General features: G+C 61.1%; 21 protein-coding genes and 1 pseudogene. 8 read left to right on the top strand and 14 right to left on the bottom strand.

Annotated features, from left to right (window positions below):
- Window positions 1-223: 223 nt before the first annotated feature.
- The 4 genes from ACZZ0K_RS04605 to ACZZ0K_RS04590 all read right to left on the bottom strand — a co-directional run bounded on the left by ACZZ0K_RS04605 (window position 224) and on the right by ACZZ0K_RS04590 (window position 3,913).
- The gene (locus tag ACZZ0K_RS04605) at window positions 224-1,264 is read right to left on the bottom strand and encodes an AI-2E family transporter (protein WP_041479597.1); all 1,041 of its coding nucleotides are present in this window, start codon (window positions 1,262-1,264) and stop codon (window positions 224-226) included.
- A gap of 69 nt (window positions 1,265-1,333) precedes the next feature.
- A complete protein-coding gene (locus tag ACZZ0K_RS04600) occupies window positions 1,334-2,140 on the bottom strand; it encodes a DUF4892 domain-containing protein (protein WP_258707075.1) in 807 nt (268 codons plus the stop codon).
- Between the two features lie 115 nt (window positions 2,141-2,255).
- Window positions 2,256-3,110: an alpha/beta hydrolase gene (locus ACZZ0K_RS04595; protein WP_252884688.1), complete on the bottom strand. Its 855-nt coding sequence runs from the start codon at window positions 3,108-3,110 to the stop codon at window positions 2,256-2,258.
- Window positions 3,107-3,913 carry an alpha/beta fold hydrolase gene (locus ACZZ0K_RS04590; RefSeq protein ID WP_252882506.1) on the bottom strand — a complete coding sequence of 269 codons (807 nt, stop codon included), beginning with the start codon at window positions 3,911-3,913 and terminating at the stop codon, window positions 3,107-3,109. Before ACZZ0K_RS04590 ends, ACZZ0K_RS04595 begins: the two co-directional genes overlap by 4 nt.
- Before the next feature lie 216 nt (window positions 3,914-4,129).
- Between ACZZ0K_RS04590 and ACZZ0K_RS04585 the strand changes: the two genes are divergently transcribed.
- Window positions 4,130-4,789 carry a hypothetical protein gene (locus ACZZ0K_RS04585; RefSeq protein ID WP_463558995.1) on the top strand — a complete coding sequence of 220 codons (660 nt, stop codon included), beginning with the start codon at window positions 4,130-4,132 and terminating at the stop codon, window positions 4,787-4,789.
- Window positions 4,720-7,107, top strand: a complete 2,388-nt coding sequence (locus ACZZ0K_RS04580; protein WP_463558994.1) for an RHS repeat domain-containing protein — start codon at window positions 4,720-4,722, stop codon at window positions 7,105-7,107. The genes ACZZ0K_RS04585 and ACZZ0K_RS04580 overlap by 70 nt, the downstream gene beginning before the upstream one ends.
- Before the next feature lie 31 nt (window positions 7,108-7,138).
- On the opposite strand, the gene ACZZ0K_RS04575 is transcribed toward ACZZ0K_RS04580, so the two are convergent.
- The 5 genes from ACZZ0K_RS04575 to ACZZ0K_RS04555 all read right to left on the bottom strand — a co-directional run bounded on the left by ACZZ0K_RS04575 (window position 7,139) and on the right by ACZZ0K_RS04555 (window position 11,321).
- A complete protein-coding gene (locus ACZZ0K_RS04575) occupies window positions 7,139-7,582 on the bottom strand; it encodes a hotdog fold thioesterase (RefSeq protein ID WP_016773655.1) in 444 nt (147 codons plus the stop codon).
- A gap of 31 nt (window positions 7,583-7,613) precedes the next feature.
- Window positions 7,614-9,269, bottom strand: coding sequence for an AMP-binding protein (locus ACZZ0K_RS04570; protein WP_258707077.1), 1,656 nt, complete (start codon window positions 9,267-9,269; stop codon window positions 7,614-7,616).
- A gap of 202 nt (window positions 9,270-9,471) precedes the next feature.
- A complete protein-coding gene (sixA, locus tag ACZZ0K_RS04565) occupies window positions 9,472-9,921 on the bottom strand; it encodes a phosphohistidine phosphatase SixA (protein WP_258707078.1) in 450 nt (149 codons plus the stop codon).
- A complete protein-coding gene (locus ACZZ0K_RS04560; RefSeq protein WP_016773653.1) occupies window positions 9,918-10,265 on the bottom strand; it encodes a DUF4389 domain-containing protein in 348 nt (115 codons plus the stop codon). Before ACZZ0K_RS04560 ends, sixA begins: the two co-directional genes overlap by 4 nt.
- A gap of 30 nt (window positions 10,266-10,295) precedes the next feature.
- Window positions 10,296-11,321: an NAD(P)H-dependent glycerol-3-phosphate dehydrogenase gene (locus tag ACZZ0K_RS04555; protein WP_041479589.1), complete on the bottom strand. Its 1,026-nt coding sequence runs from the start codon at window positions 11,319-11,321 to the stop codon at window positions 10,296-10,298.
- 245 nt (window positions 11,322-11,566) lie between these two features.
- On the opposite strand from ACZZ0K_RS04555, the gene ACZZ0K_RS04550 reads away from it, so the two are divergent.
- From ACZZ0K_RS04550 to ACZZ0K_RS04525, 6 genes are all read left to right on the top strand, one after another.
- Window positions 11,567-13,642, top strand: a complete 2,076-nt coding sequence (locus ACZZ0K_RS04550; RefSeq protein ID WP_150743513.1) for a TonB-dependent receptor plug domain-containing protein — start codon at window positions 11,567-11,569, stop codon at window positions 13,640-13,642.
- A gap of 1 nt (window position 13,643) precedes the next feature.
- Complete coding sequence (locus tag ACZZ0K_RS04545) at window positions 13,644-14,576, top strand: hypothetical protein (protein WP_056788143.1); 933 nt, start codon at window positions 13,644-13,646, stop codon at window positions 14,574-14,576.
- Window positions 14,573-16,477, top strand: a complete 1,905-nt coding sequence (locus ACZZ0K_RS04540; protein ID WP_056788141.1) for an ATP-binding protein — start codon at window positions 14,573-14,575, stop codon at window positions 16,475-16,477. Before ACZZ0K_RS04545 ends, ACZZ0K_RS04540 begins: the two co-directional genes overlap by 4 nt.
- Before the next feature lie 247 nt (window positions 16,478-16,724).
- On the top strand, window positions 16,725-17,240 hold the full coding sequence (gene fabA, locus ACZZ0K_RS04535; RefSeq protein WP_024013962.1) for a 3-hydroxyacyl-[acyl-carrier-protein] dehydratase FabA: 516 nt from the start codon (window positions 16,725-16,727) through the stop codon (window positions 17,238-17,240).
- Between the two features lie 11 nt (window positions 17,241-17,251).
- Window positions 17,252-18,472 (top strand): beta-ketoacyl-ACP synthase I, encoded by a 1,221-nt coding sequence (gene fabB, locus ACZZ0K_RS04530; RefSeq protein ID WP_016773647.1) that lies wholly within the window; start codon window positions 17,252-17,254, stop codon window positions 18,470-18,472.
- Between the two features lie 387 nt (window positions 18,473-18,859).
- A complete protein-coding gene (locus ACZZ0K_RS04525) occupies window positions 18,860-19,048 on the top strand; it encodes a hypothetical protein (RefSeq protein WP_016773646.1) in 189 nt (62 codons plus the stop codon).
- Between the two features lie 68 nt (window positions 19,049-19,116).
- Here ACZZ0K_RS04525 and ACZZ0K_RS04520 read toward each other — a convergent pair whose 3' ends face one another.
- From ACZZ0K_RS04520 to cysM, 5 genes and pseudogenes are all read right to left on the bottom strand, one after another.
- Window positions 19,117-19,659 carry a DUF2058 domain-containing protein gene (locus ACZZ0K_RS04520; protein ID WP_016773645.1) on the bottom strand — a complete coding sequence of 181 codons (543 nt, stop codon included), beginning with the start codon at window positions 19,657-19,659 and terminating at the stop codon, window positions 19,117-19,119.
- Between the two features lie 26 nt (window positions 19,660-19,685).
- Entirely contained in the window at window positions 19,686-20,519 is an 834-nt protein-coding gene (gene mazG / locus ACZZ0K_RS04515) for a nucleoside triphosphate pyrophosphohydrolase (RefSeq protein ID WP_024013963.1), read from the bottom strand.
- A 133-nt stretch (window positions 20,520-20,652) separates the two neighbouring features.
- Window positions 20,653-22,896 (bottom strand): GTP diphosphokinase, encoded by a 2,244-nt coding sequence (relA, locus tag ACZZ0K_RS04510; RefSeq protein ID WP_041479585.1) that lies wholly within the window; start codon window positions 22,894-22,896, stop codon window positions 20,653-20,655.
- 101 nt (window positions 22,897-22,997) lie between these two features.
- Window positions 22,998-24,373 (bottom strand): annotated as a pseudogene (rlmD, locus tag ACZZ0K_RS04505) (23S rRNA (uracil(1939)-C(5))-methyltransferase RlmD).
- Window positions 24,373-25,275, bottom strand: a complete 903-nt coding sequence (gene cysM / locus ACZZ0K_RS04500) for a cysteine synthase CysM (RefSeq protein ID WP_041479583.1) — start codon at window positions 25,273-25,275, stop codon at window positions 24,373-24,375. The pseudogene rlmD and the gene cysM overlap by 1 nt, the downstream one beginning before the upstream one ends.
- Between the last annotated feature and the right edge of the window lie 86 nt (window positions 25,276-25,361).

Genomic DNA, 25,361 nt, shown 5'->3' with positions numbered 1-25,361 from the left:
GCAGCGAAGCAAACCGGAGCCGCTGCGCCCGGATCGATCCCGCAGCGAAGGAACCCGAGCCTGCGAGGGCCGAACGCAGGAGCAAGCCTTTTGGGTTACCTTTTTGGCGTTTGAAAAAGGTGACCCGCCGTAAGGGCGGAACCGCCAGCCGCCGCAGCGAAACATTCGGATATTCACACCAAACAAACCCAAGCATGGTCGGCCCAAAGGCCGCCAAGCCCCCCTAGACCCGAGCCTGACTCTTACTCCAATCCGTCAAAAGACTATAAGCCACCGCCAACAACGTAGGCCCAATAAACAACCCGATAAAGCCAAACGCAATCAACCCGCCAAACACCCCGAGCAACACAATCACCAACGGCAGATTACCGCCACGGCTGATCAGATACGGCTTGAGCACGTTGTCCACGCCACTGATGATGAACGTCCCCCAGATCCCGAGAAACACCGCCATCCCGTACTCGCCCTTCCACGCCAACCACGCCGTGGCCGGCACCCACACCAGCGGTGGCCCCATCGGAATCAGACTCAGCAGAAACGTGACGATCCCCAGCACCAGCGCCCCGGGAACCCCGGCAATGAAAAAGCCGATCAGCGCCAGCACCGCCTGCGCCGCCGCTGTACCAATCACACCGTTGACCACCCGCTGCACCGTACCGGCGACAAGCTCGATGTAATAGCCGGCACGATCACCAATCAAGCGCTGCAGCAGACTGTGCACAAACGCCGCCAGTCGCGGCCCGTCACGGTAGAAAAAGAACACGAACACCAGACTCAGCGTCAGCTCGAGAATCCCCCCGCCGATCTGCGCGCTGCGTGCCAGCAACCAGTTGCCGACCTGCCCCAGATACGGCTTGATCGAGACCATCAACGCCGCGCCCTGTTGATCGATGCTGTCCCACATCGACACCAGCCGCTCACCAACCAAAGGCACGCTGCCAAGCCAGGTCGGTGCTTCCGGCAAACCGTCGACCTGCACATCCTTGATGAATGCCGTGGCATCGCGCACATGATCGGCGAGGTTGAAACCCAGCCACACCAGTGGCGCCGCCACCAGCAACATCCAGCCCAGTGTCAGGATCAACGCGGCCAGCGATTCGCGGCCATTGAGCCAGCGCGTGAGCAAACGCATCAGCGGCCAACTGGCAAACGCCAGCACCGCGCCCCAGAACAGCGCCGACCAGAACGGCGCCATCACCCAAAGGCTGGCACCAAACAACACCAGCAGCAGAATCTGCACCAGCAGGCGATCGTTATTGAGCATGGGAAGTCCCGGCAAAGTCAGTCAGCGAAAGAGTAGGCGAACACTGTGTGCGTGCTCGCCCGGCACAGCTTATCGCAACAAGTCGATGCGCAGGCCCGAGCCTTCGAGATTGCCGGCTTCCAGACGTGCCGCCCGTACGCCCTGATTGATCAGCGCCTGGCGCCAGGCTTCGGCCTTGGGCCCGGAAACCGTAACCCGCAAGGTCGTGTCGAGATTCAGACCACGGGAAATCAGGCGCAACCAGGTGGCATCCGGTTCATCGACCAGTTTCGGAAAATCCAGCTCGCCGGTGCTTTTCAACTGACGCAGCAGGGTCGCCGAGGTCGGCAGCAATTCGCCCAACGGCGCAGTCGCCTCGAACTGTTCGACATGCAGATAGGCTTTGCGATTGCCGCGAGTGATGCTGTAAAGCGCCACCAGCGTGTTGTCCTTTGGCGCCGCCAGCCTCAACAACAGATAAGCCTGTTGCTCGTCAGAGCCATACAGCTTGGCGTTGCCGAACACTTCGTTGGCCCACAGGCTGCTTTCGCCGCAATCGCGGGCCTGGCACCAGAACAGCAATTCGGCATCCTGCTGTCGCAGGGCTTCGCGGGCGGCAGTAAAGGCTTCGGTGGCGGAATGTTCCGGCGGCAACTCGTAGGTCACCGAGGTAGTCTTGCCGCGGGCGGTGACCTGACCGTCGAACCGCAACTGGCCGCTGATCTTGCGGATCGAGCCCAGCGGGTAGATGCGCTCCAGCTCGGCCGCCGGGCGATAGTCGACGATCTGAGCATCGGCCAGACGCGGCACGATTTGCAGATCCTGGCTGCCCGGCACATCGGCAGCGAAGGACAAGGAGCTGAAGCAGCACAGCGCGAAGAGACTGAGTGACCGCATAGTCAGCCTCACCGGACGGTCATGGCTGGGCGGGTCGGGGTCGCAGCGGTATAGAAATCCATCGAGTTTGTCTCCCATTTCAACCCGCCCAGCCTCGACAGTTGCCCGCTGCAAGTCAAGGCATGGCGAAGAAGCGATTGAAACAGTCTGCTACAAGACCTGCGCCAGCCTCGTCATTCAAGTGCAAATGATGCCCGCCCGGCAACTGTTCGTAACTGAAGGGTAGACGCTCCAGCAACTCAGGATGCCTGGCCAACATGCCATCCGCCGCGACCACCAGATGCGCCGGGCAACCGACGCGCGAGGCAAACGCCATCGCCTGTTCTTCCGTCAGGCGCAGCGGCGATGGCAGGGTCAGGCGATTGTCGGTGCGCCAGGTGTAACCGCCGGGCACCGGCATCAATCCGCGCTGGGCCAACAGTTCAGCGGCTTCGCGACTGACCGCCACCAGACCTTTCATCCGCGCCTCGATGGCACGCTCGAGGGTGGTATAGACCGGTTTGCGCTTTTCGCGCAGATCGAGTTGCGCCTGTAAGGCCATACCCATGCGCTCGGCAGCGTTTTCGCCTTTGTCTGTCGGAGGAATCACGCCGTCGATCAGCGCCAGATGGCTGATGCGCTCGGGCAGCGAACCGGCGAGCACCATCGAGACAATCGCGCCCATCGAATGCCCGAGCAGGCCGAAACGCTTCCAGCCCAGTTGCTCGGCGACTTGCAGTACATCATGGGCGTAGTCCCACAGCGCATAACCGGCGCCGCTTGGTCGATGAGCGGAATGACCGTGGCCGGCCATGTCCAGCGCGACGATGCGCAAGCCATCAAGCTTGGGCGCCAGCCGGGCGAAGCTATTGGCGTTGTCGAGCCAGCCGTGCAACGCGATCACCGGCAAGCCGTCCTCGGGGCCGAACATATGCGCGGCCAATTCGATGTGCGGCAGGTTCAGGCGCACTTCTTCGCAGGTCGGGCTCATGCGCAATCCTTGTTCTGCCGCTGTTCCCAGCGCATGAACAGATTCTTGAGCAGCCGCGCCGTGTCCTGCGGGCGCTCCAGCGGGAACATGTGCCCGCCAGGCATGCTCAGCGCCTCGCCCTGGGGCAGACGCGAGACGAAACGTGTGTGATGGCGCATGACCACGCGGCTCTTGTGCCCCCGCACGATGGCCAGCGGCACCTGCAACTGCCGGGTACGCCCGGGACTGGTGTGCGGCACGCCGCGATAAATGCTGATTTCGGTAGCCGGGTCAAAACGCAGACGCAGCTTGTCGTCGACCTGATGCAAACCATGTTGCAGGTAGGCATCGAAGCATTCCGGATCGAAGCCGCGAAACAGGGTTTTGCCGGAAAAGTAACTGCGTGCACTGTCGAGATCGGCGAACTCTTCACGGCGCCCGAGGGTGCGCCCGGCGGGAGTCAGCCGGTCGATGAAACCAAAGCGCTTGGCCGCGCGAATCACCCACTGATCGGTGCGGGTCAGCACCGGCGAGTCGAGCATGACCACGCCGCGATACAGCTTGGGACAACGCAACGCCGCATGCAGGTGCAGCAGACCGCCAAACGAATGGCCGACGCCCCACACCGGCTGCTCTTGCTGCTCCAGGTGATGGATCAGTTCGTCGACGAGGTTGTACCAGTTGTCGTCCGCCGGAAAACGCGGGTCATGGGCATGCTGCTCCAGATGCGCGACCCGATACTCCGGCGCCAGCGCCGCAAACAACTTGCCATAGGTCCCCGAAGGGAAGCCGTTGGCGTGGGCGAAAAAGATCGGTTGCGACATGCGGGCAAATCCATGAGCGGGAATCGTGGCGATGATTGTCCGCAAGAGCCGCGTCGACAGCAATGACCGTAACGGTCACGAATAGTGGCGATGACGTTTTATCCATACAGACGTTGAACCGGTCGTCGCAATCTACGCTCACCTGTAATTTCTGACAGTTGACCGCTGGCCGCTCTTGTCCGATAAACGAATCAGGTCCAGCACTCGGGATGCGTCATGCACACTCATACGCCGACACTCGCCGTGATGGATTCACGAGGACTGAACGTTGCTACGGTGTCCTATTGTCGTGAAGCGCCCGGTGGACCGATCGCCCCGCGCATTTATCGCCAACGCTACAAGGCTTCAGGTCAATTGACTGAAGCCTGCGATCCACGCCTGGCTGCGCTGCATCAGCGCGAACCCGACGCTCGCCCCAACCTGACCGTGATTTCCAGCCTCACAGGGGTATCCCTCTCCAGCGACAGCGTCGATGGCGCGCTTCGCCTGACATTGCCGGGCGCAGCAGGACAACGCCTCATCGCCTGGGACGGGCTGATGACGCAGACGTTGACCGACTATGATTTGCTGCTGCGCCCGGTCAGTATCGTCGAACACGTACAGGGCATGAGCGCCAGAAACAGTGGCTTTTTCAGTTACGGCGACAGCTCGCCGTCGTGCGCAGCGCGTAACCAATGCGGCCGGATTGTTCGCCATGACGATAGTGCCGGCAGCGAATTTTTCCTGAATATTCCCTCACGGGCGAACAGCTCAGGTGTGTACGGCATTTCCTCAGCGACCTCGACGAGCCAGACTGGCCGCAAGCCTTGGCAGACAGAGACCTGCTCCACGAACACGGGAGCGGTGCAGCAACCCACATCGGCTATAACGCGCTGAATGAAACCATCAGCCAGCAAGACGCCACGGGCAATCAGAAGCAGCTTCATTTTGACGTAGGCGGACAACTCAACCAGATCAGTCTCAAAGTCGCGCAGGATTCGCAGCCCAGACTGTTATTGCACGATATCCAGTACAACGCGGGCAATCAGGTTTTACGTCAGGCAGCCGCTAACGGCGTTATCAGCCAGAATCTCTACGATCCACAGAGCGGCCGGCTCCTGAAGATCATTGCCGAAAAGGACGGGCGCCCTGCCCTGCAACATCTGGTCTATTGCTACGATCCGGTCGGCAACATCCTCAGTGTCGAGGACATGGCGCAGCCCACGCGCTTTTTTCGCAACCAGACCATCAATCCTGTTTCCTCGTTTATCTATGACAGCCTCTACCAATTGATCGGTGCCACGGGTTGGCAACGAAGCGGCACGGTCAATGGCCCCCAGGAGCCGGTCTTCAGCTCTCCACCAGATTCGGCGCAGCTCGAAAACTACCGCCAGACCTACACCTATGATGCAGCCGGCAACCTCATCGCCCTGGTTCACAGCGCCGCAAGCAAGAGCTGGACGCAGCGCACGGCGATTTCCAGATACAGCAATCGCGGCCTGGAACAGACTGTCAGCGGCACGCTGCCCGACGAGCTGGAGATTTCCGCCGGGTTCGATAGCAACGGCAACCGGAAAATGCTCCAGCCCGGCCAGCCTTTGCAGTGGAGTGCTGGCGGACGATTGCTCCAGGTCGATCAGGTCATGCGCAAGGACGCTACAAACGACTGCGAACGCTATGTATATGACGGTGCGGGCCAGCGCCAGCGCAAAATACGCCTCATCCAATCGCCAGCACTCGTGCAACTGCATGAAACGCGCTATCTGCCAGGGCTGGAAATACGCCATCGGGCCGATGAAACCTTGCACGTCATTTCCGTACAGGCAGGACGCTGTGCTGTTGAAATCCTGCACTGGGACACAAAGGACAAGGTTGCCGATCAATATCGCTACCAGTTCAGCAACCATCTTGGCTCGAACATGCTGGTCCTCGACGATCAGGCCAACATCATTTGCGAGGAGAACTATTTTCCCTACGGCGGCACTTCGTGGTGGGCAGGCCCGGATCAGGTACAGGCCCGCTACAAGACCCGTCGCTACGCAGGCCAGGAGCTCGATGCCACCGGCCTTTACTATTATGGCCAACGCTTCTATGCGCCTTGGTTGATGCGCTGGATCAGCCCCGATCCGGTAGGTATCACCGATGGTCTGAACCGCTATTTGATGGTGCGCGGCAATCCCGTCAGGTTTGTCGACCGCCAAGGGCTGACAGGATGGGATACCGCCGGGGCAGCGGGCGCGACGGCCACGCGCGAGTTTGTCAGCTCAGCTGTTGCCACTGCCGCACAAGCAGCTTTCGTCGGTTTCCTGCCTCCGGCCAACGTAGCGGTCGGCATCGGAGGTGCGTTGGCGGGTGCCGTAACCGGCGGCATCAGTGGCTATGCCGGTGCCAACTGGGCGCAGAGCTCCATGCATATCAGTTCGCCGGCCGATTGGGGACCTCTGGCTGCGAAAATCGGCGGTGCCGTAATAGGTGCAGCCTTGGGCGCCGCGCCTTCCCTGCTCGGCATGCTCGATCCACGGGGCAATCCCGCAGCGGCGGGCCAGATTGGCAGCGCCTTCGGTACGCTGTTTCGTGAGATATCGGCGCAGTATCTCGCCAATGCCGGTCCGAGCAACCCGGCTGTGGGCCGTGTCGATCCGCTCACGGGAGCGGCCAGCGTGGTCGGGGCAGGATTGGCAGCAGGCGCCACCGGATTCGGTGGCTCAGTGCTGTTTGGCACCGACGCAACCGGTAATGTGTTGCAGTCGGTTCTTTCCGTCTCGGCAGTCACGGCTGCCAGTGCTGCCGCTGCCTCAGCGGTAAGAGGGGCGCGGGGAACACCAGCCAGGCCTTCGAGCGACAGTGAACCGAGCTTCAACCAGGAGAACGCGGTGGTCGGCTATAGCAGCCGTCATTTCTTTTTATCTCTGGGGCAGATCGCCAATCTCGCCGTGTCACAGATCCCTGGCTACGACGCGCTGGACGTACATACCCGAACGGCAGTTAGCCGTGCAGTCGTGAGCGCAGTCGGGGACATACGCTCGACTTTTGTCACGATCGCCAAGCCCGGCCTGAGCGCAGAACTGGGCACAACCTCCTGGGACCTTGAAAAAAACGAGGTCGGCGCCGGCATCGTTCGCGAAAGCCCGCCGGCCGATGTCGACCAATACTACGTGGTTAGCGAGACCAGTCCGGGCCAGCGAAAATACTCCCGGGCACAACTCAACTTTTAAGTGAGGTGATGCCATCGTCCGACCGCTACCATCAGCGCAGCGGCGGCTGTTCCCCCAGCGGCACCACCGCCATGGTCAGGCGCGATACGCAACTGGCCTTGCCTTCGTCGCTGGTCAAACGGATGTCCCAGACATGCGTGGTGCGGCCGATATGAATTGGCGTCGCCACCGCCGTCACCCTTCCGCTACGCAACCCGCGCAAATGGTTGGCGTTGATCTCCAGGCCGACGCAATAGAATTTACTGGCATCGATGCACAGATAACTGGCCATCGAACCCACGGTTTCCGCCAGCACCACCGATGCACCGCCATGCAGCAGACCGTAAGGCTGGTGGGTGCGATGGTCGATGACCATGCTCGCGGTCAGCGACTGTTCGTCGAAGGCTTCGAAGCGAATATCCAGCACTTCGCCAATGGTGTTCTTCTGGATTGCGTTCAACTGTTCGATGTCGGGAGTAGTACGCCACAAGCTCATCGCAGACTTCCTTTGTTGTTGTAATCGATGCTCAATCCTGCCACAGCACCGCCTCGCTGCGCGCGCTCCATTCTTCGAAGCGTGCGCCGTAGCGGTCCTCGATGACGTTGCGTTTGATTTTCAGGGTCGGCGTGAGGAAGCCGTTGTCCACCGCCCAACTGTCCTTGACCACTACCAGTCGGTGCAGGCGTTCGTGCTTGTCGAGGGCGGCGTTGACCTCATCCAGCAATTTTTCCAGGCTGGCGTGCAGGCTGGCACGAGGCTCTTGCTGATTGACCGCCGACAGCACGCACAACCCCAGCGGTGCACTCAGGCCATCGCCCACCACGCATACTTGCTCGATGCGTGAATGCACGGCCAGACGGTTTTCGATCGGCGCCGGCGCGACGTATTTGCCCTTGCTGGTCTTGAAGATTTCCTTGAGTCGCCCGGTCAGGCGCAGGCGCCCTTCGCTGTCCTGCTCGCCCTTGTCGCCGGTACGCAGAAAGCCGTCTGCGGTCAGCGTCTCGGCGGTTTTCTGCGGTTCCTTGAAATAGCCGAGCATGTTGGCCTGGCTGCGCACCTGCACCTCGCCGGACTCATCGATGCGCACCTCGACTTCCGGGCACGGCTGGCCGATCCAGCCCTGTTTGTATCGCCCCGGCAGACAGATATGCGAATAGCCGCAGCCCTCGGTCATGCCGTACACCTCCAGCACATCGAGGCCGAGTTTCTGATACCAGGCGAGCAAGGTCTGCGGTACCGGCGCGGCACCGGACAACGCCACGCGCAAGGCATCCAGGCCGAGCCCGGCCAGCACTTTGTGGCCGACCCGCTTGCCAATGAAGGGCAGCCCGAGAAGGAAATCCAGACGCTGCGCCGGGATCTTGCTGTACACACCCATCTGGAATTTGGTCCAGATACGCGGCACGCCAAACATTGCCGTCGGCCGCGCGCGCTGCAGATCGGTGATGAAAGTCTCGAGGCTTTCGGCGAAGAACACTGTCTGTCCGGTATAGATCGAGGCCAATTCGACAAACATGCGCTCGGCAACGTGGCACAGCGGCAGATATGACAGCAGCCGATCGTTCTCGTTGAGCCCGAACAGCTGCGTGCCACGACTGGTGGCGAAACCGAGATTGGCGAAACTGTGCATCACGCCTTTGGGCAGGCCAGTGGTGCCTGAGGTGTAAATGATCGTCGCCAATTGCTCGGCGGCGGGACGCGGATCGTCCTGGATTGGCGAACAGCTCTGCAGGTCCGCCCAGCTGTAATCGAACTCGCCTGGCGGATGCAGCGGCAGGCTGATGGTCGGCAGGCCCGCCGGCACGCCTTGCGCCATGCCTGCCCAGTCATCCAGTTTGCCGATGAACGCCAGCGCACTTTCCGAGTGAGTCAGCACCTGCGCAACGGATTCAGCGGTGAGATTGGGGTACAGCGGCACCGACACATGCCCGGCCATCCAGATCGCCAGATCGGCGATGATCCAGTGCGCGCAATTTTTCGAGATCAGGGCGATATGGCTGCCGGGCGGCAGCTCCCGCGCGCGCAACCAGTGCGCGGCGCAGCGGGCCTGATGGCCGACATCGGCCCACGTCAGCGTCTCGACCTGACCGCCGCCGATGGGCTGCACAAGAAAGCGCTGGCGCGGGTGCCGGGCTTCCCGTTCGTAGAACACGTCCAGCGGCAAACGGAAGGCGGCAGACATGCGACTCGCTCCTGTTTTTTGGTCTGGAGCAAGCGTAGTCAACCAAGCAAGTGCTTGGTTGGAATTTTCAAACAAATAATTTCATGGGTTGGCAGAAATCAATGTGGGAGCGAGCCTGCTCGCGAATGCAGTATGTCAGCCCCAAAAAGGGTGAATGACACGCCGCCTTCGCGAGCAGGCTCGCTCCCACAGGGATATGGCGTTAAGGGTGCTTGAGGCTATTGAGCTTCATCGAGCCGATCAGCAGCTCGCTGTGCTCAAGCTCCGCCAGCCCCGCCGTACTGACCCGCTCCGGCGGATGCCCGGCGCCATGCTGCAGATAGCTGAGCAGATTGCCCACCAACGGGTTGTGGCTGACCAGCAAAACATTACTGACGGACACCAATTGCTCGGCGACCTTGTCCGGATCGCTCTCCGGCGTCAGCCACTCGACCGTGCGAATCTCCGGCTCGAAACCCAATGCGTCGCGCACGATCTGCGCGGTTTGCTGCGCGCGCAGATAAGGGCTGGCGTAGATCGCCGTCAGCGGCTGGCCCATGAGATGCGCGGCGCTGCTCAGGACTTCTTTACGACCATGCTCGGTCAACTCGCGCTCGGAATCGATCTTCGAGTGAGGCACAGCCTCACCATGACGCAATACCCACAGTTTCATAGTTTGGGCTCCTCATCGCGCACCGGATGCGCGGCCGGGGCGACGGTGTGCGGCGCTTCACCTTCCGGGGTGCGCGGCGCCGGCCAGTCGGCGAACGGCCAGGGCTTCTGGTCACTGTGAAACGTGCCGAAGCGGCCAATCTGCGCGAGGAACTGGCTGAGGCTGTCGCCAAAATTCATCAGGCTGGCGCTCGGTGCGCCGTAGATCAGGCGGTAGATCAGTTGCACCAATACCACCGCGCCGAGGATGAACTGCGCGACTTGCCAGACCAGCAGATAAACGATCATCCACAACACCCGCAGGAGGATGGATTCGTACTGGGTTTCGCTTTTCGGATCGTTCATGGCTTGCTTCCTGTCCGTGTAACAGCTGAATCAGTTGAAACCGCTGGTGGAAATAAAGTCGACGTCGGTTTTCGGCTCGGCACGCATCAGTAGACCGATCACCTGCTCCAGCGTGCGTCCTTCGAACAGGATCGCGTGCAGCCCGGCGACCAGCGGCATGTACACGCCGACTTCCTGGGACTTGGCTTTGAGCACCTTGAGGGTGTTGACCCCTTCGGCGACCTCGCCGAGACGCGACACCGCTTCGTCGAGGCTCAAGCCCTGACCGAGGGCGAAGCCGACCTGATAGTTGCGGCTCTTGGGCGATGAACAGGTGACGATCAGATCGCCAACCCCGGCCAGACCAAGGAAGGTCATCGGGTTGGCGCCCTGATTCACCGCAAAGCGGGTCATCTCGGCCAAGGCGCGGGTGATCAGCATGCTCTTGGTGTTCTCGCCCATTTCCAGCGCCACCGCCATGCCGGCGATGATCGCGTAAACGTTTTTCAACGCACCGCCCAACTCGACACCGAAACGGTCGGCGCTGGCGTAAACGCGGAAGGTGCGCCCGTGCAGCGCAGCTTGTACTGCCTTGCACAGTTCTTCGTCTTCGCTGGCAACCACCGTGGCGGTCAACGCGTGCTCGGCGATTTCCCGCGCCAGGTTCGGCCCGGACAACACGCCGATCCGCGCCTGCGGGGCGATCTCTTCGAGAATCTGGCTCATCAGCTTGAAGGTCTGCGCTTCGATGCCTTTGGTCAGGCTCACCAGCATCTTGCCGCTCAAGCGCTCGGCGTGGGCGGCGAGTACGCTGCGCAAGGCGCTGGACGGCAGCGCGACAAAGCACAGATCACAAGCGTCGAGAGTGGCTTGCAGGTCGGTGACAGCGGTCACCCCCGGCAGAATCTTGATGCCTTTGAGGTAACGCGGGTTTTCGCGGTTGACCCGGATGGCCTCGGCCTGCTCGGGGTCACGCATCCACTGAAGGACTTGATGGCCGTTCTCGGCCAGCAGATTGGCCACGGCGGTACCAAAACTTCCGCCTCCCAGGACCGCAATCGGGCGCTGTTCAGTCATATGCAATCCGTTAATCCATACCAGTGGCGATGCCGGGCATTATACGGGGCGACCCGGTGGCGGCCAGCCCCAGCAACAATTACCGACATTTGTAGGAAGAAGACCAATAAAACCTAGGAAAATGCCTGCAACGTCACTGGAAAAGTCGCAGCCCTCGGTTAACATGCGCGCCAATTCTTCTCTCTGCAGGCTGTGTCGTGTTTTCTGGCCCTCCTTCCCCGCGCTCGCCCCTGTTACTCGCGCTGATGTTCAGCCCGCTGGTGCTGGCGGACGATCTGTTCGTCGACAGCCAGACGCTGCCGCCGGTGCTTACGGCCACGCGGCTGAAGCAGACCCCGGCCGAAGTACCGGGGAGCATGACCGTTCTCGACAGCGAATTGATCAGCGCCAGCGGCGCCCGCGACATCAGCGAATTGCTGCGACTGGTACCGGGAATGATGGTTGGCAGCATCAACGGCAATCAGCCAGCGGTGAACTACCACGGCACCAACGCCAGCGAAGCACGGCGCATGCAGGTGTTGATCGATGGCCGTTCGGTGTATCGCGCCGGGCTGGCGACGGTGGACTGGAGCGATATTCCGGTCGCGATGGAAGATATCGAGCGGATCGAGGTGTTTCGCGGTCCGAACACTGTCAGCTATGGCGCCAACGCGTTGATGGCGGTGATCAACATCATCACTCGCCACCCGGCCGACAGCCACGGCACGCGCCTGAAGATCACCCGTGGCCAGCGTGGCATCAACGACTTTTATGCCAGTCAGGGCACCGGTTGGGATGGCGGTGATCTGCGCCTGTCGCTGTCCGGCCAGGAAGACGACGGTTTCGACAGCGACCGCAACGGCGCCGATTATCGCGACAGTCGGCGCTTGAACCGTCTGAGCTTGGCGGTCAGCCATGATCTCAATGAAGATCAAAGCCTCGACTGGCAGCTCAATGCCAAAGACGGCAGCAATCAGCGGCCTTATACCTACCGCCCGGTGTTCTCGGGGATTACCGACGCCGGGAACAATTCCGACGTGGTGGCCAAGGATTACGCCGGTTCGGTGCGCTGGAACCTCGACATCAATCCCGAACACAGCCTCTATGTGCAAGGTTCGGCACAGCACTGGGATCGCCAGCAGGTCTGGCGCGCCTGCGATGCCGAAGTGTCGTTCAGCCCTGAACTGACGCAGCTGTGGCAGCTCAACCCGAATTACACCGAACGGCTGGCGCGCAACATCACCCGGTTCACCGGCCCCGGCGCGGCGCCCGGCACGCCGCAGGAAATGGCGCTGGCCAATCAAGTGCTTGAGCAATGGCGCAACGGCGCCAGCCAGACTTTGTGCGGCGATATCGACCAGAGCGCCCGCGAGTCGCGTTACGATCTCGAACTGCAGGACACCCTCAGCCTGGCAGACAGCCTGCGTCTGGTCAGCGGCCTGAATTACCGCTACGACCGCGCCGATTCCGAAACCTACTTCAACGGCACCCTCGACGACACCACCTGGCGCGCCTTCGGCCAACTGGAATGGCGCGCTACCGAGCACTGGCTGGTGCAGGGCGGTGCGATGTTCGAAGACACGCAACTGATCGGCAGTTCGCTGACCCCGCGCTTCGCGGTCAACTACCTGATCAACCCGCGTCACGGCCTGCGCGCGGTGTACTCGGAGGCGATCCGTTCGCCGGACATGTTCGAAAACAACGTCAACTGGAGCTATCAGGTCAGCAACCTGCGACCCTCGGCCTATGGCCAGTCGTCGGCGCGTTATTTCGTCAAGACCCGCGGCCCCGGCGATCTCGATCAGGAACACATGCGCTCGCGGGAATTGGGCTACAACGGCTACTTCGCCGAGCTCGGACTGGCGGTCGACGTGAAGCTGTTCTACGACGAAATCACTGGGATGATCAGCGAGCCGCTGCGCAACAATCAGTACATCGCCAGCAATGCCAACAGCTCGCGCTTTCGCGGCACCGAAACGCAACTCGACTGGCGCCTCAATAGCGCCGACCGTTTGCGTTTGACCTACGCCTTCGTCGACGCCGAGGCGAGCAATCCGCTGGATCAGCAGTTGACCTCGCGCAACAGCGGTTCCGCCGGTTGGCTGCGCAACTGGGGGCATGGCTGGAACAGCGCCCTCTTCTATTACGGTGACAACGCGCTCAACGGCTATCGCTTCGAACGCGTCGACACGCGCATCGCCAAACGCATCGCCATTGGCAAAGCTCAGCTGCAATTGGCCGGCGTGCTGCAACAGCGCCTCGATCATCAGCCGAACACCTTCGTCGACAACAATTACGATGAACGCCGGGTAATGTATTTCAGTGCCGAGCTGGAGTTCTAGGATGCGCAACGGCCCGTCACGGAAGACGCCAACCCTTGGCCACTGGCTGGCGGGGCTCTGCCTGTTCTTGACCGCGTGGCTGCACGGGGTCGCGGTGCAAGCGGCGGATATTTTGTTGACCGGCGCCGAGGAAAGCCCCGGCGTGCAGGCTTTCGTACAAGCACTGAGTGAACTGCGCCCGACCGACAATGTGCGGTTTCAGCCGCTGGCCAGTTTGCCGGCACCGGGCAAATTACCGGCCAGTCTGCGCTTGATTCTGCTCGACCTGCCCAGCCTCGACTGGCGCCTGCAAGACTCACAAGGCCCATCGACGCTGGTGTTGCGCATCAGCCGCTTGCAGGCGCGCCAGCGTTTCGCCGATGCCCAACCGGCGCGCCTGAGTCTGCTCTGGAGCGACCCACCGTTGAGCCGGCAATTGCAACTGATCCGGCGGATTCTGCCGCAGGCCCGGCGGGTCGGTGTGCTGTTCGATGAACACGGCGAGTTCCTGCTCGACGAATTGCGCGTGGCTGCGCGGCCATTGAACCTGGAGATTGTCAGTCAGCGCTGGGACAACATTCACGACAGCCGTCCGCTGCAAGCGGTGCTGAAAAGCAGCGACGTCTTGCTCGGCCTCGATGACCCCGATCTGTACAACTCGCAAACGGCGAAAAACCTCCTGCTCAGCAGCTACTCGCGGCAGGTTGCGCTGATCGGCCCCAACATTGCATTCGTTCGCGCTGGCAGCCTCGCCAGTACCTACAGCGACCAGAGCGACTGGCTGGCGATTCTCGATCATTTGCTCGATCAGCCCACCAGCGCATGGCCGCGAACGCTTTACCCCGCTCGTTTCAAAGTCTCAAGTAATGCGCAGGTGGCTCGTTCCTTAGGCATCGAACCGTTGAATGAAGCATCTGTCGCCAGTGCCTTGGCCGAAGGAGAGCGCCGCCCATGAATTTCCGCCGCCGTTGGGACATCAACACCCGCACGCAGCTGATCAGCCTCGGCCCGGCGCTGCTGCTGACGTTGCTGTTGATCAGTTTCTTTACCTTCGTGCGCATTCAGGATTTGCGCCAGGAGCTGAACCACACTGGCCAACTGATCGCCAACCAACTCGCCCCGGCCACGGAATACGGGGTGATCTCCGGCAACAACGAAGTGCTGGAAAGCCTGCTCAAGGCGACACTCGCCACGCCCAACGTGCGCTTTCTCGAAGTGCAGGACAGCGCCAACCGGATTCTGGTGTATGTCGAACAACCGGCCGACAGCCACAGTCGCCCGCATCAGGTCGAAGTGTTCCAGGCCCCGGTGCGTTTGCAGCGGATCGCCTTGCACAACGACTTCTTCCAGGACGGCAAGGTCAGCAACAGCGCCGCCGGCGAGGATTATCTGGGGCGAGTGATCGTCGGGCTGTCCAATGACGCTTTCAGTCAGCGCCAGCAGGAGATCCTGTTCAAGGCCGGAATTCTCGCGCTGTTCGCCCTGCTCTTCACCTTCGTCGTCGCCCGTCGTTTGGCCGGCAGTCTGTCGCAGCCGATCCGTGACATTGGCGATGCGGTCAAGGCGATTCAGGAAGGCGATTACAAAACCCCGCTGCCGATTGTCGACGACACCGAACTGGGTGCGCTGTCGCAGCACATCAATAACCTCGCCCAGGCGCTGGAGCAGGCCAGTCGCGAACAGCAGCAAGCGATGGCGCAACTGATCCAGACCCGCGAAGAAGCGGAAAAGGCCAACAACGCCAAATCCGACTTTCTGGCAATGATGAGCCATGAATTGCGCACGCCCATGAACGGCGTGCTGGGCATGTTGCAGTTGCTCGAAACCACCGAGATGACCGAGGAGCAGGTCGAATACGCCGCGCTTGCTTCGGAGTCGACCGAGCACTTGCTCAAGGTCATCAATGACATTCTCGACTTCTCGCGAATCGAGCGTTCGGAGCTGGAGCTGGAGCACATCCCGTTCAATCTCGCCGAGCTGATCGGCGCCTGCGCGCAATCGTTCCAGCACAGCGCGGTGCAGCGAGGCCTGGCACTGAATCTGCGCATTCCCGACGACATGCGCGGCTTGCAGGTGCAGGGCGATCCGACGCGGATCCGGCAGATTCTGGTCAATCTGGTCGGCAATGCCTTGAAGTTCACCGAGCAGGGCCGGGTCAGCATAGAGGCGCAATGGCAATCGCTGGATCACGAACTGCTGTGGTTCACCTGCTCGGTGCGTGACAGCGGCATCGGCATTTCTTCGGAAAGTCTGGAGCTGATGTTCAATGCCTTCCAGCAGGCCGACAGTTCGATCTCCCGTCGTTATGGTGGCACCGGTCTTGGTCTGCCGATCGCACGGACCCTGGCCGAACGCATGGGCGGTACGTTGCGCGCGCAGAGTGAGGAAGGACGCGGTTCGGTATTCACTCTGGAAATTCCATTGGCGCTATATAAGCAGGCAATGCCAGCGCTGGCCGCGCCGCGAGCGCCGAACGGTAGTGGTCAGGGTGAAGGACGCCATGTGTTGCTGGTCGAAGACAACCCGGTCAACCAGACCGTGATCGAAGCGATGCTGCGCAGTCTGGGTTTTGCCGTCAGCGTGGCGACCGATGGCGCGCAGGCGGTGCGCAGTGCCGAGGGCAGCGAGTTCGAAGTGATTTTGATGGACTGCCGGCTGCCGATCATCGACGGCTACGAGGCCACGCGGCAGATCCGCGACCTGCCCGGACGCCGCGATGTGCCGATCATCGCGCTCACCGCTAACGCCTTGCAGGGCGATCGCGAAACCTGTCTGGCAGCGGGTATGAACGATTACCTGGCCAAGCCGTTCAAACGCAATGACCTGCAGCAGATTTTGCAGCGCTGGGTGTCGTAGTGTGGGCCTTTCGACCATCTGCGACTGGCGTGAAAAGCGAAAGTGCGGCAGTCTTAGGCACCCGAACGAGCCCCAAAAGGGGCTTGATTAAAAATTTCAGTGCACAAGTGTACATTCATGTCCTTGGTGCTGTGACTTTCACCACAACGCAATAGTCTATGAGTAGGCTGCCGGTTCGAGGCATGAATGCCTTGAACGGTCGGGAAGATCTGCCCCACCTGCCGCATGGGATTATTGAGGAGCTCGCATGACCAAACAAAACGCCTTTACTCGGGAAGACCTGCTGCGCTGCAGTCGCGGTGAGCTGTTCGGCCCAGGTAACGCGCAACTGCCCGCCCCGAACATGCTGATGGTGGATCGCATCACCCATATCAGCGAAGAAGGCGGCAAGTACGGCAAAGGTGAATTGGTCGCCGAGCTGGATATCAACCCTGACCTGTGGTTCTTCGCCTGCCATTTCGAAGGCGATCCGGTAATGCCGGGCTGCCTGGGTCTGGATGCCATGTGGCAACTGGTCGGCTTTTTCCTGGGCTGGCAAGGCCTGCCGGGCCGCGGCCGTGCGCTGGGTTCGGGCGAGGTGAAATTCTTCGGTCAGGTGCTGCCGACCGCCAAGAAAGTCACTTACAACATTCATATCAAACGCGTCCTCAAGGGCAAGCTGAACATGGCCATCGCCGATGGTTCGGTCAGTGTCGACGGACGCGAAATCTACACCGCCGAAGGCCTGCGCGTCGGCGTGTTCACCTCCACTGACAACTTCTAAGGGTTATTCGCATGCGCCGCGTCGTTATCACTGGTCTGGGCATCGTTTCGTGCCTGGGCAATGACAAAGAGACCGTCTCCGCTAACCTGCGTGCAAGCCGCCCTGGCATCCGGTTCAACCCGGAATATGCTGAAATGGGTCTGCGTAGCCAGGTTTCCGGCTCCATCGACCTCAACCTTGAAGAGCTGATCGATCGCAAGATCTATCGCTTCGTCGGTCATGCAGCGGCTTACGCCTACCTGGCCATGAAAGACGCCATCACTGACTCCGGCCTGACCGAAGAGCAAGTGTCCAACCCGCGTACCGGCCTGATCGCTGGTTCCGGTGGTGCTTCCACGCTGAACCAGATGGAAGCGCTGGACATCCTGCGCGAGAAAGGCGTGAAACGCGTTGGCCCGTACCGTGTAACGCGGACCATGAGCAGCACCGTTTCCGCTTGCCTGGCCACGCCATTCAAGATCAAGGGCCTGAACTACTCCATCGCTTCTGCCTGCGCCACCAGTGCTCACTGCATCGGTACCGCCATGGAACAGATTCAGATGGGCAAGCAGGACATCGTCTTCGCCGGTGGCGGTGAAGAAGAGCACTGGAGCCAGTCGTTCCTGTTCGACGCGATGGGCGCCCTGTCCAGCAAGCGCAACGACACCCCGGAACAAGCTTCCCGCGCCTACGACAAGGACCGCGACGGTTTCGTCATCGCTGGCGGCGGCGGCATGGTTGTCGTCGAAGAGCTGGAACATGCTCTGGCCCGTGGCGCGAAGATCTACGCCGAGATCGTTGGCTACGGCGCAACGTCCGACGGCTACGACATGGTTGCCCCAAGCGGCGAAGGCGCGATCCGCTGCATGCAGCAGGCGCTGTCCACCGTCGACACCCCGATCGACTACCTGAACACCCACGGCACTTCGACTCCGGTCGGCGACGTTGCGGAAATGAAAGGTGTGCGTGAAGTGTTCGGCGACAAGGCTCCAGCGATCAGCTCGACCAAGAGCCTGTCCGGTCACTCCCTGGGCGCCGCCGGCGTACACGAAGCGATCTACTGCATGCTGATGATGGAAGGCAACTTCATCGCCGGCTCCGCCAACATCGACGAGCTCGACCCGGAAGTGGCCGATCTGCCGGTGCTGACCAAGACCCGCGAGAACGCCACCATCAACACCGTGATGAGCAACAGCTTCGGCTTCGGCGGCACCAACGCCACGCTGGTGCTGAAGCGCTGGGAAGGCAAATAATTTCCCGCTGCTGAGCCACACATGAAAACGCCCCGACTGGTTCGGGGCGTTTTTTTTGCCTGAAAATTAGCTAGGACACCGCTGATCTCTGTGGGAGCTGGCTTGCCAGCGATAGCGGAGTGTCAGGCAACGGAGATGTTTGCTGTGCCGACGTCATCGCTGGCAAGCCAGCTCCCACAGGGTTTCAGGGTGTTCTGGAGATGAAACTTCTGTCATGAAACTTACTACCCTGCGACCGAATGTCGCGGTTTACGCGGCCTGCAGCTTTGTTGCGAAATTCGCAACAACACCTTGCGCCAATTGGCGGTTTACTTAGCTGACTAACAAATCCTATAACAGAGTCCTGCACACGCCTTGGTGCAGTAACTTGAGATCTGGAGCTAGCAGATGACTGTAAAAGTAACTGAACGCGACGATTCACACATGTCCCACGAAGGCCTGGCCGCCGGCATCCGTATCTGGGATGTGCATCAACAAGACTTGCTGGTCGGCATGTTCCACAACGAGATCGATGCCCACAACTACAAGGCTGAACTGGAAGTGCAGGAACAGCAAAGAGAACTGAAGTCCGCCTGAAACAACACAGCATTTGAAAACGACAAACCCCGCCATGAGCGGGGTTCGTCGTTGTTACAGCCGTGGATTTACCACATCAGATCATCAGGGATCTGGTACGCCGCGTACGGATCGTCCTCAGCGTTGACCTCTTCGGTCTGCACGTTGAGCTGGACGATGCGCTGCGGGTCGCGCTCCTGGATCTTCAGCGCCGCTTCACGGGGAATCACTTCATAGCCGCCATTGTGGTGCACGATCGCCAGCGAACCGCTGCTGAGCTTGTTGCGCATCAGCGTGTTGACCGAGATGCGCTTGACCTTCTTGTCGTCGACGAAGTTGTAGTAGTCCTCGGTGGTCAGCTTGGGCAGACGCGAGACTTCGATCAACTGCTTGACCTGCGCAGCGCGGGCCTTGGCCTCGGCCTTCTCCTGCTGCTGACGATTCAGTTCCTGGTCGCGCTTGACCTTCTCGGCCATGGCTTCCTGGGCGGCGCGCTGCTGCGAATCGTCCAGCTCGGCCTGGCCTTTGTGGGCCAGGCGCTGTTGCTTCTGCTTGTCTTTGCTGACCTGCTTGGCCTGCTTTTGGTTGACCAGGCCTGCTTTGAGCAACTGGTCGCGAAGGGAAAGGCTCATCAATGCTTACTCACTTGGGCAACGGCTCAGCCGCAGCTGGGCTCATTCTTTTCCTGGCGTTTGGCTTCGCCCCACAGGGCGTCCAACTCTTCGAGGGTGCAATCTTCCATGGGACGGTGGGTGTCGCGCAATGCCTGTTCGATAAAACGGAAACGTCTTTCAAACTTGCCGTTGGCGCCGCGCAAGGCGGTTTCCGGATCGACCTTCAGATGCCGGGCCAGATTGACCACGGAAAACAGCAGATCGCCGATCTCGTCGGCCACCGCCACCGGATCGTTTTCGGACATGGCTTCGAGCACTTCATCGAGCTCTTCGCGAACCTTGTCGAGCACCGGCAAAGCGTCCGGCCAGTCGAAACCGACCTGCCCGGCGCGTTTTTGCAACTTGGCCGAGCGCGACAGTGCCGGTAAGGTGGCCGGCACGTCGTCGAGCAAGGACAACTGCTCGGGCGCGGAGGCTTTCTCGGCACGCTCTTCGGCCTTGATCTCTTCCCAGCGCTGCTTGACCTGCTCTTCGCTCAAGCGCGGCACGTCGAGCGGCGCGTACAGGTCGCCCGTCGGGAACACATGCGGATGACGGCGGATCAGTTTACGCGTGATGCTGTCGATCACCCCGGCAAATTCGAACCGCCCTTCTTCCTTGGCCAACTGGCTGTAATACACCACCTGAAACAACAGATCGCCCAACTCGCCTTGCAAATGGTCGAGATCGCCACGCTCGATGGCATCGGCCACTTCATAGGCTTCTTCGAGGGTGTGTGGGACGATGGTCGCGTAGGTTTGCTTGATGTCCCACGGACAACCGAACTGCGGATCGCGCAGACGGGACATCAGGTGGAGCAGGTCTTCAAGGCTGTACATCATTTTTCTGTCTCACCACAAAACCATTGTGGGAGCGAGCCTGCTCGCGAAAGCGCTGTGTCTGCAACAAAGATGTCGACTGACACGCCCTCTTCGCGAGCAGGCTCGCTCCCACAGGGAACAATCAATTGCATCACGGGGTACGGTTACGCCGCGTTTCGATGATGTTCGGCAATTGCGAAATCCGCCCCAGCAACCGCCCCAGCGCATCCAGACCGGGGATCTCGATGGTCAGCGACATCAGCGCGGTGTTGTCTTCCTTGTTCGAGCGGGTGTTGACCGCCAGCACGTTGATGCGCTCGTTGAGCAGCACCTGCGAGACGTCACGCAGCAGCCCGGAACGGTCGTAGGCGCGGATGATGATGTCCACCGGATAGGTGAGCACCGGCACCGGCCCCCAGCTGACCTGGATGATCCGCTCCGGCTCGCGCCCGCCCAGTTGCAGCACCGAGGCGCAGTCCTGACGGTGAATGCTCACGCCCCGGCCCTGGGTGATGTAACCGACAATCGCATCGCCCGGCAGCGGCTGGCAGCAGCCGGCCATCTGCGTCATCAGGTTGCCGACGCCCTGGATCTGGATATCGCCGCGCTTGCCCGGCTTGTAACCGGTCGCCTTGCGCGGGATCAGTTCCAGTTGTTCGTTGCCGCGCTCCGGTTCGACCAGTTGCTGCGCGAGGTTGACCAGATGCGCCTGACGCAGGTCACCGGCACCGAGGGCGGCGAACATGTCTTCGGCGGTTTTCATGTTGGCCTTTTCGGCCAGCTTGTCGAAATCCACCGCCGGCAGGCCGAGGCGATTGAGTTCGCGCTCGATCAGGGTTTTACCGGCCGCAACGTTCTGATCGCGAGCCTGCAATTTGAACCAGTGAACGATCTTCGCCCGCGCGCGCGAGGTGGTGACGTAACCGAGGTTCGGGTTCAGCCAGTCGCGGCTTGGCGTGCCGTGCTTGCTGGTGATGATCTCGACCTGCTCGCCGGTCTGCAGGCTGTAGTTCAGCGGCACGATACGCCCGTTGATCTTCGCGCCCCGGCAGTTGTGGCCGATTTCGGTGTGCACGCGATAGGCGAAATCCAGCGGCGTTGCGCCTTTCGGCAAGTCGATGGCGTGCCCGTCTGGAGTGAAGATGTACACCCGATCGGGCTCGATATCGACGCGCAGCTGCTCGGCCAGACCGCCGATGTCACCCAGTTCTTCGTGCCATTCGAGCACCTGACGCAGCCAGGAGATTTTCTCTTCGTAATGGTTCGAGCCGGATTTGACGTCGGTGCCCTTGTAGCGCCAGTGCGCGCAGACGCCGAGTTCGGCTTCTTCGTGCATGGAGTGGGTGCGGATCTGCACCTCGAGGACCTTGCCCTCCGGGCCGATCACCGCCGTGTGCAGCGAGCGGTAGCCGTTCTCTTTCGGGTTGGCGATGTAGTCGTCGAATTCTTTCGGGATGTGGCGCCACAGGGTGTGGACGATACCGAGCGCGGTGTAGCAGTCGCGCATTTCCGGCACCAGCACGCGCACGGCGCGAACGTCATAGATCTGGCTGAATTCCAGACCCTTGCGCTGCATTTTGCGCCAGATCGAGTAGATGTGTTTCGCCCGGCCGCTGATGTCGGCATCGACACCAGTGGCCTGCAGTTCGTCCTTGAGCTGGGTCATCACGTCGCTGATGAAGCGCTCGCGGTCCAGCCGCCGCTCGTGGAGCAACTTGGCGATCTGCTTGTATTGATCGGGTTCCAGATAACGGAAGGACAAGTCCTCCAGTTCCCATTTGATGTGACCGATGCCGAGGCGATGGGCCAGCGGCGCATAGATGTCGAAGACTTCGCGAGCGACGCGGTTGCGCTTTTCATCGTCGGCGGTTTTCACCGCACGGATGGCGCAGGTGCGTTCGGCCAGTTTGATCAGCGCAACGCGTACGTCATCGACCATGGCCACGAGCATCTTGCGCAGGTTCTCGACCTGCCCTTGGGTGCCCATGACCATCGATTGCCGTGGGCTGAGGCTGGCGCTGATGGCCGCCATGCGCTGCACGCCGTCGATCAGCTTGGCCACCACCGGACCGAAGCGCTGGCCGATGGCCGCCAGCTCGATCTGGCCTTCGCGCACGCCGCGATACAAAACGGCTGCGACCAGCGAATCCTGGTCGAGCTTGAGGTCGGCGAGGATCTCGGCGATCTCAAGGCCAGTGCTGAAACTGCCGGAGCCTTCGGCCCACAGATTCTTCTTCGCATTGGACTGCTGTTCGGCCTCGCGAGCGAACTCGCAGGCTTCTTTCAAGGCCTCGCGATCCAGTGCCAGATCGACACTGACCGCGTGATCGAGCCAGGCCTCGAGATTGATACTGCCGTCGGTGTTGATCGGCTGGTGTGCTCTCACCTGTACCATGCTGCTTTACCTTCCCTACGACGCAGATTCAATGCGTCAAATCGCTGATCCTCAGTGTCCGTTCGCGCTCGCGGGGCTCAGGCGAGCGCTGCGCGGACAGATCAGACGGATTCAGACGAGCCGTCCTGGCTCGCTTCAAATAACGCCATGGCCTCGACATGTGCCGTCTGAGGAAACATATCGAGAATCCCGGCACGTTTTAACCGGTAGCCCTGCTTGATCAATTCCTGCGTGTCGCGCGCCAGCGTGGCCGGATTGCACGACACATATACCAACCGTTTGGCACCCAGGGTCGCGAGCTTGCGCACCACCTCGAAAGCACCATCACGCGGTGGGTCCAAGAGTACCGCAGAAAAGCCGTTTCCGATCCACTGGGCATCGGTCAAAGGCTGGGATAAATCGGCTTGAAAAAACTTTGTGTTATGCAAATTGTTACTGATGGCATTTGCAGCGGCACGCTCGACCATGGTCTGCACACCCTCCACCGCCACCACTTCACGGACGCTCTTGGCCAGCGGCAGAGCAAAATTGCCCAGACCGCAAAACAGGTCGAGCACGCGCTCGTCAGCCTTCGGCTGCAGCCACTCCAGCGCCTGAGCGATCATCGCTTCGTTGACCCCGGCGTTGACCTGAACGAAGTCACCCGGCCGGTACGCCAGCTCGAGATCCCACTGTTCCAGGCGATAGCCGAGGCTCTGACCGGCTTCGACCGGTTGCGGTTCACCTTCGCCATGCAGCCACAACTGCGCTTCATGGAACTGGCAGAAATCCTTGAGAATGGTCAGATCCGCTTCGGACAACGGCGCCATGTGCCGCAGCAATAGCGCCAGAGATGAGCCGCTGAACAACTCGACATGGCCCAGCGCCTGCGGTTTGCTCAAGCGCCGCAGCATCTCTGGCAAGCGGGTCATGATCGGTTGCAAGGGCTGTACCAGCACCGGGCATTCGCTGATCGCGACGATGTCCTGACTGCCGGCAGCGCGGAAACCCACTTCGAGTTTTTTGCCTTCATGTCCCAGCGCACGGCGATGCGCGCGCGCCGACGGTAGCCGAATTCCGGGCCGGTCAGCGGCGCCGCCCACTCTTCAGGTCCGACACCGGCCACCCGCGACAATTGCTCGGCGAGCATGCGCTGTTTCAGGGCGAGCTGTTCGTCGTGGGGCAAGTGCTGAACGCTGCAACCGCCACAGCGGCCGAAGTGTGGGCATGCTGCCGGGCGCCGCACTTCGCTGGCCGTGAACACGCGCTCGGTACGCGCCTCGACCACTTTGCCGTGGGCGCCGAGCACCCGTGCTTCGACCTCTTCACCGGCAAGGGCGCCGAGGACGAACCAGGTTTTGCCTTCGAAAAACGCGATACCGCGACCGTCATTGGCCAGGCGCTCGATGTTCAAGCGCTGCTTTTTGCCGGTCGGGATCTGTGGCGCCTTGCTCCCGCCGGTGGGCTGGAAGCGCAGGCCTCGTTCGTGCTTGGCCATCAGTTCGGCGCGTCGAAAATGCCGGTCGACAGATAACGGTCGCCACGGTCGCAGATGATCGCGACGATCACCGCGTTTTCAACTTCTCTGGACAGGCGCAGCATCGCTGCCACCGCACCGCCCGAGGACACGCCGCAGAAGATGCCTTCTTCGCGGGCCAGACGACGGGTCACGTCTTCGGCTTCGCTTTGCGCCATATCGACGATGCGATCGACGCGGTCAGCCTGGTAAATCTTCGGCAGGTATTCCTGCGGCCAGCGGCGGATGCCGGGAATGGCCGAGCCTTCCATCGGTTGCAGGCCGACGATCTGTACGCTGTCGCTCTGTTCTTTGAGGTAGCGCGACACGCCCATGATGGTGCCGGTGGTGCCCATCGAACTGACGAAATGGGTGATGCTGCCCTGGGTCTGACGCCAGATTTCCGGACCGGTGGTGGTGTAGTGCGCTTCCGGGTTGTCGCCATTGGCGAACTGGTCGAGCACCTTGCCACGGCCTTCGGCTTCCATACGCTGGGCCAGATCGCGGGCGCCTTCCATGCCCTCTTCCTGAGTCACCAGAATCAGCTCGGCGCCATACGCGGTCATCGCCGCTTTGCGCTCGGCGCTGGAGTTGTCCGGCATGATCAGGATCATCTTGTAACCCTTGATCGCAGCGGCCATCGCCAGAGCGATACCGGTATTGCCAGAGGTCGCCTCGATCAGCGTATCGCCGGGATTGATCTGCCCGCGCAACTCGGCGCGAGTGATCATCGACAACGCCGGGCGGTCCTTGACCGAACCCGCCGGGTTGTTCCCTTCGAGCTTGAGCAAAAGGGTGTTGCTGGTGGCGCCGGGCAGGCGCTGCAAACGCACCAGCGGCGTGTTGCCGACGCAATCGGCGATGGTTGGGTACTGCAGGGTCATGGCGTATTCGCAATCCAGACGTGCGGGGGCGCCTATCATACCGGCAAACCCGCGCAGGCCATATCACGCAAAGTGCGGTGCTTATG

The sequence above is a fragment of the Pseudomonas sp. AC255 genome, from assembly GCF_979258175.1.
This window is presented reverse-complemented; position numbering and strand designations above follow the sequence as displayed.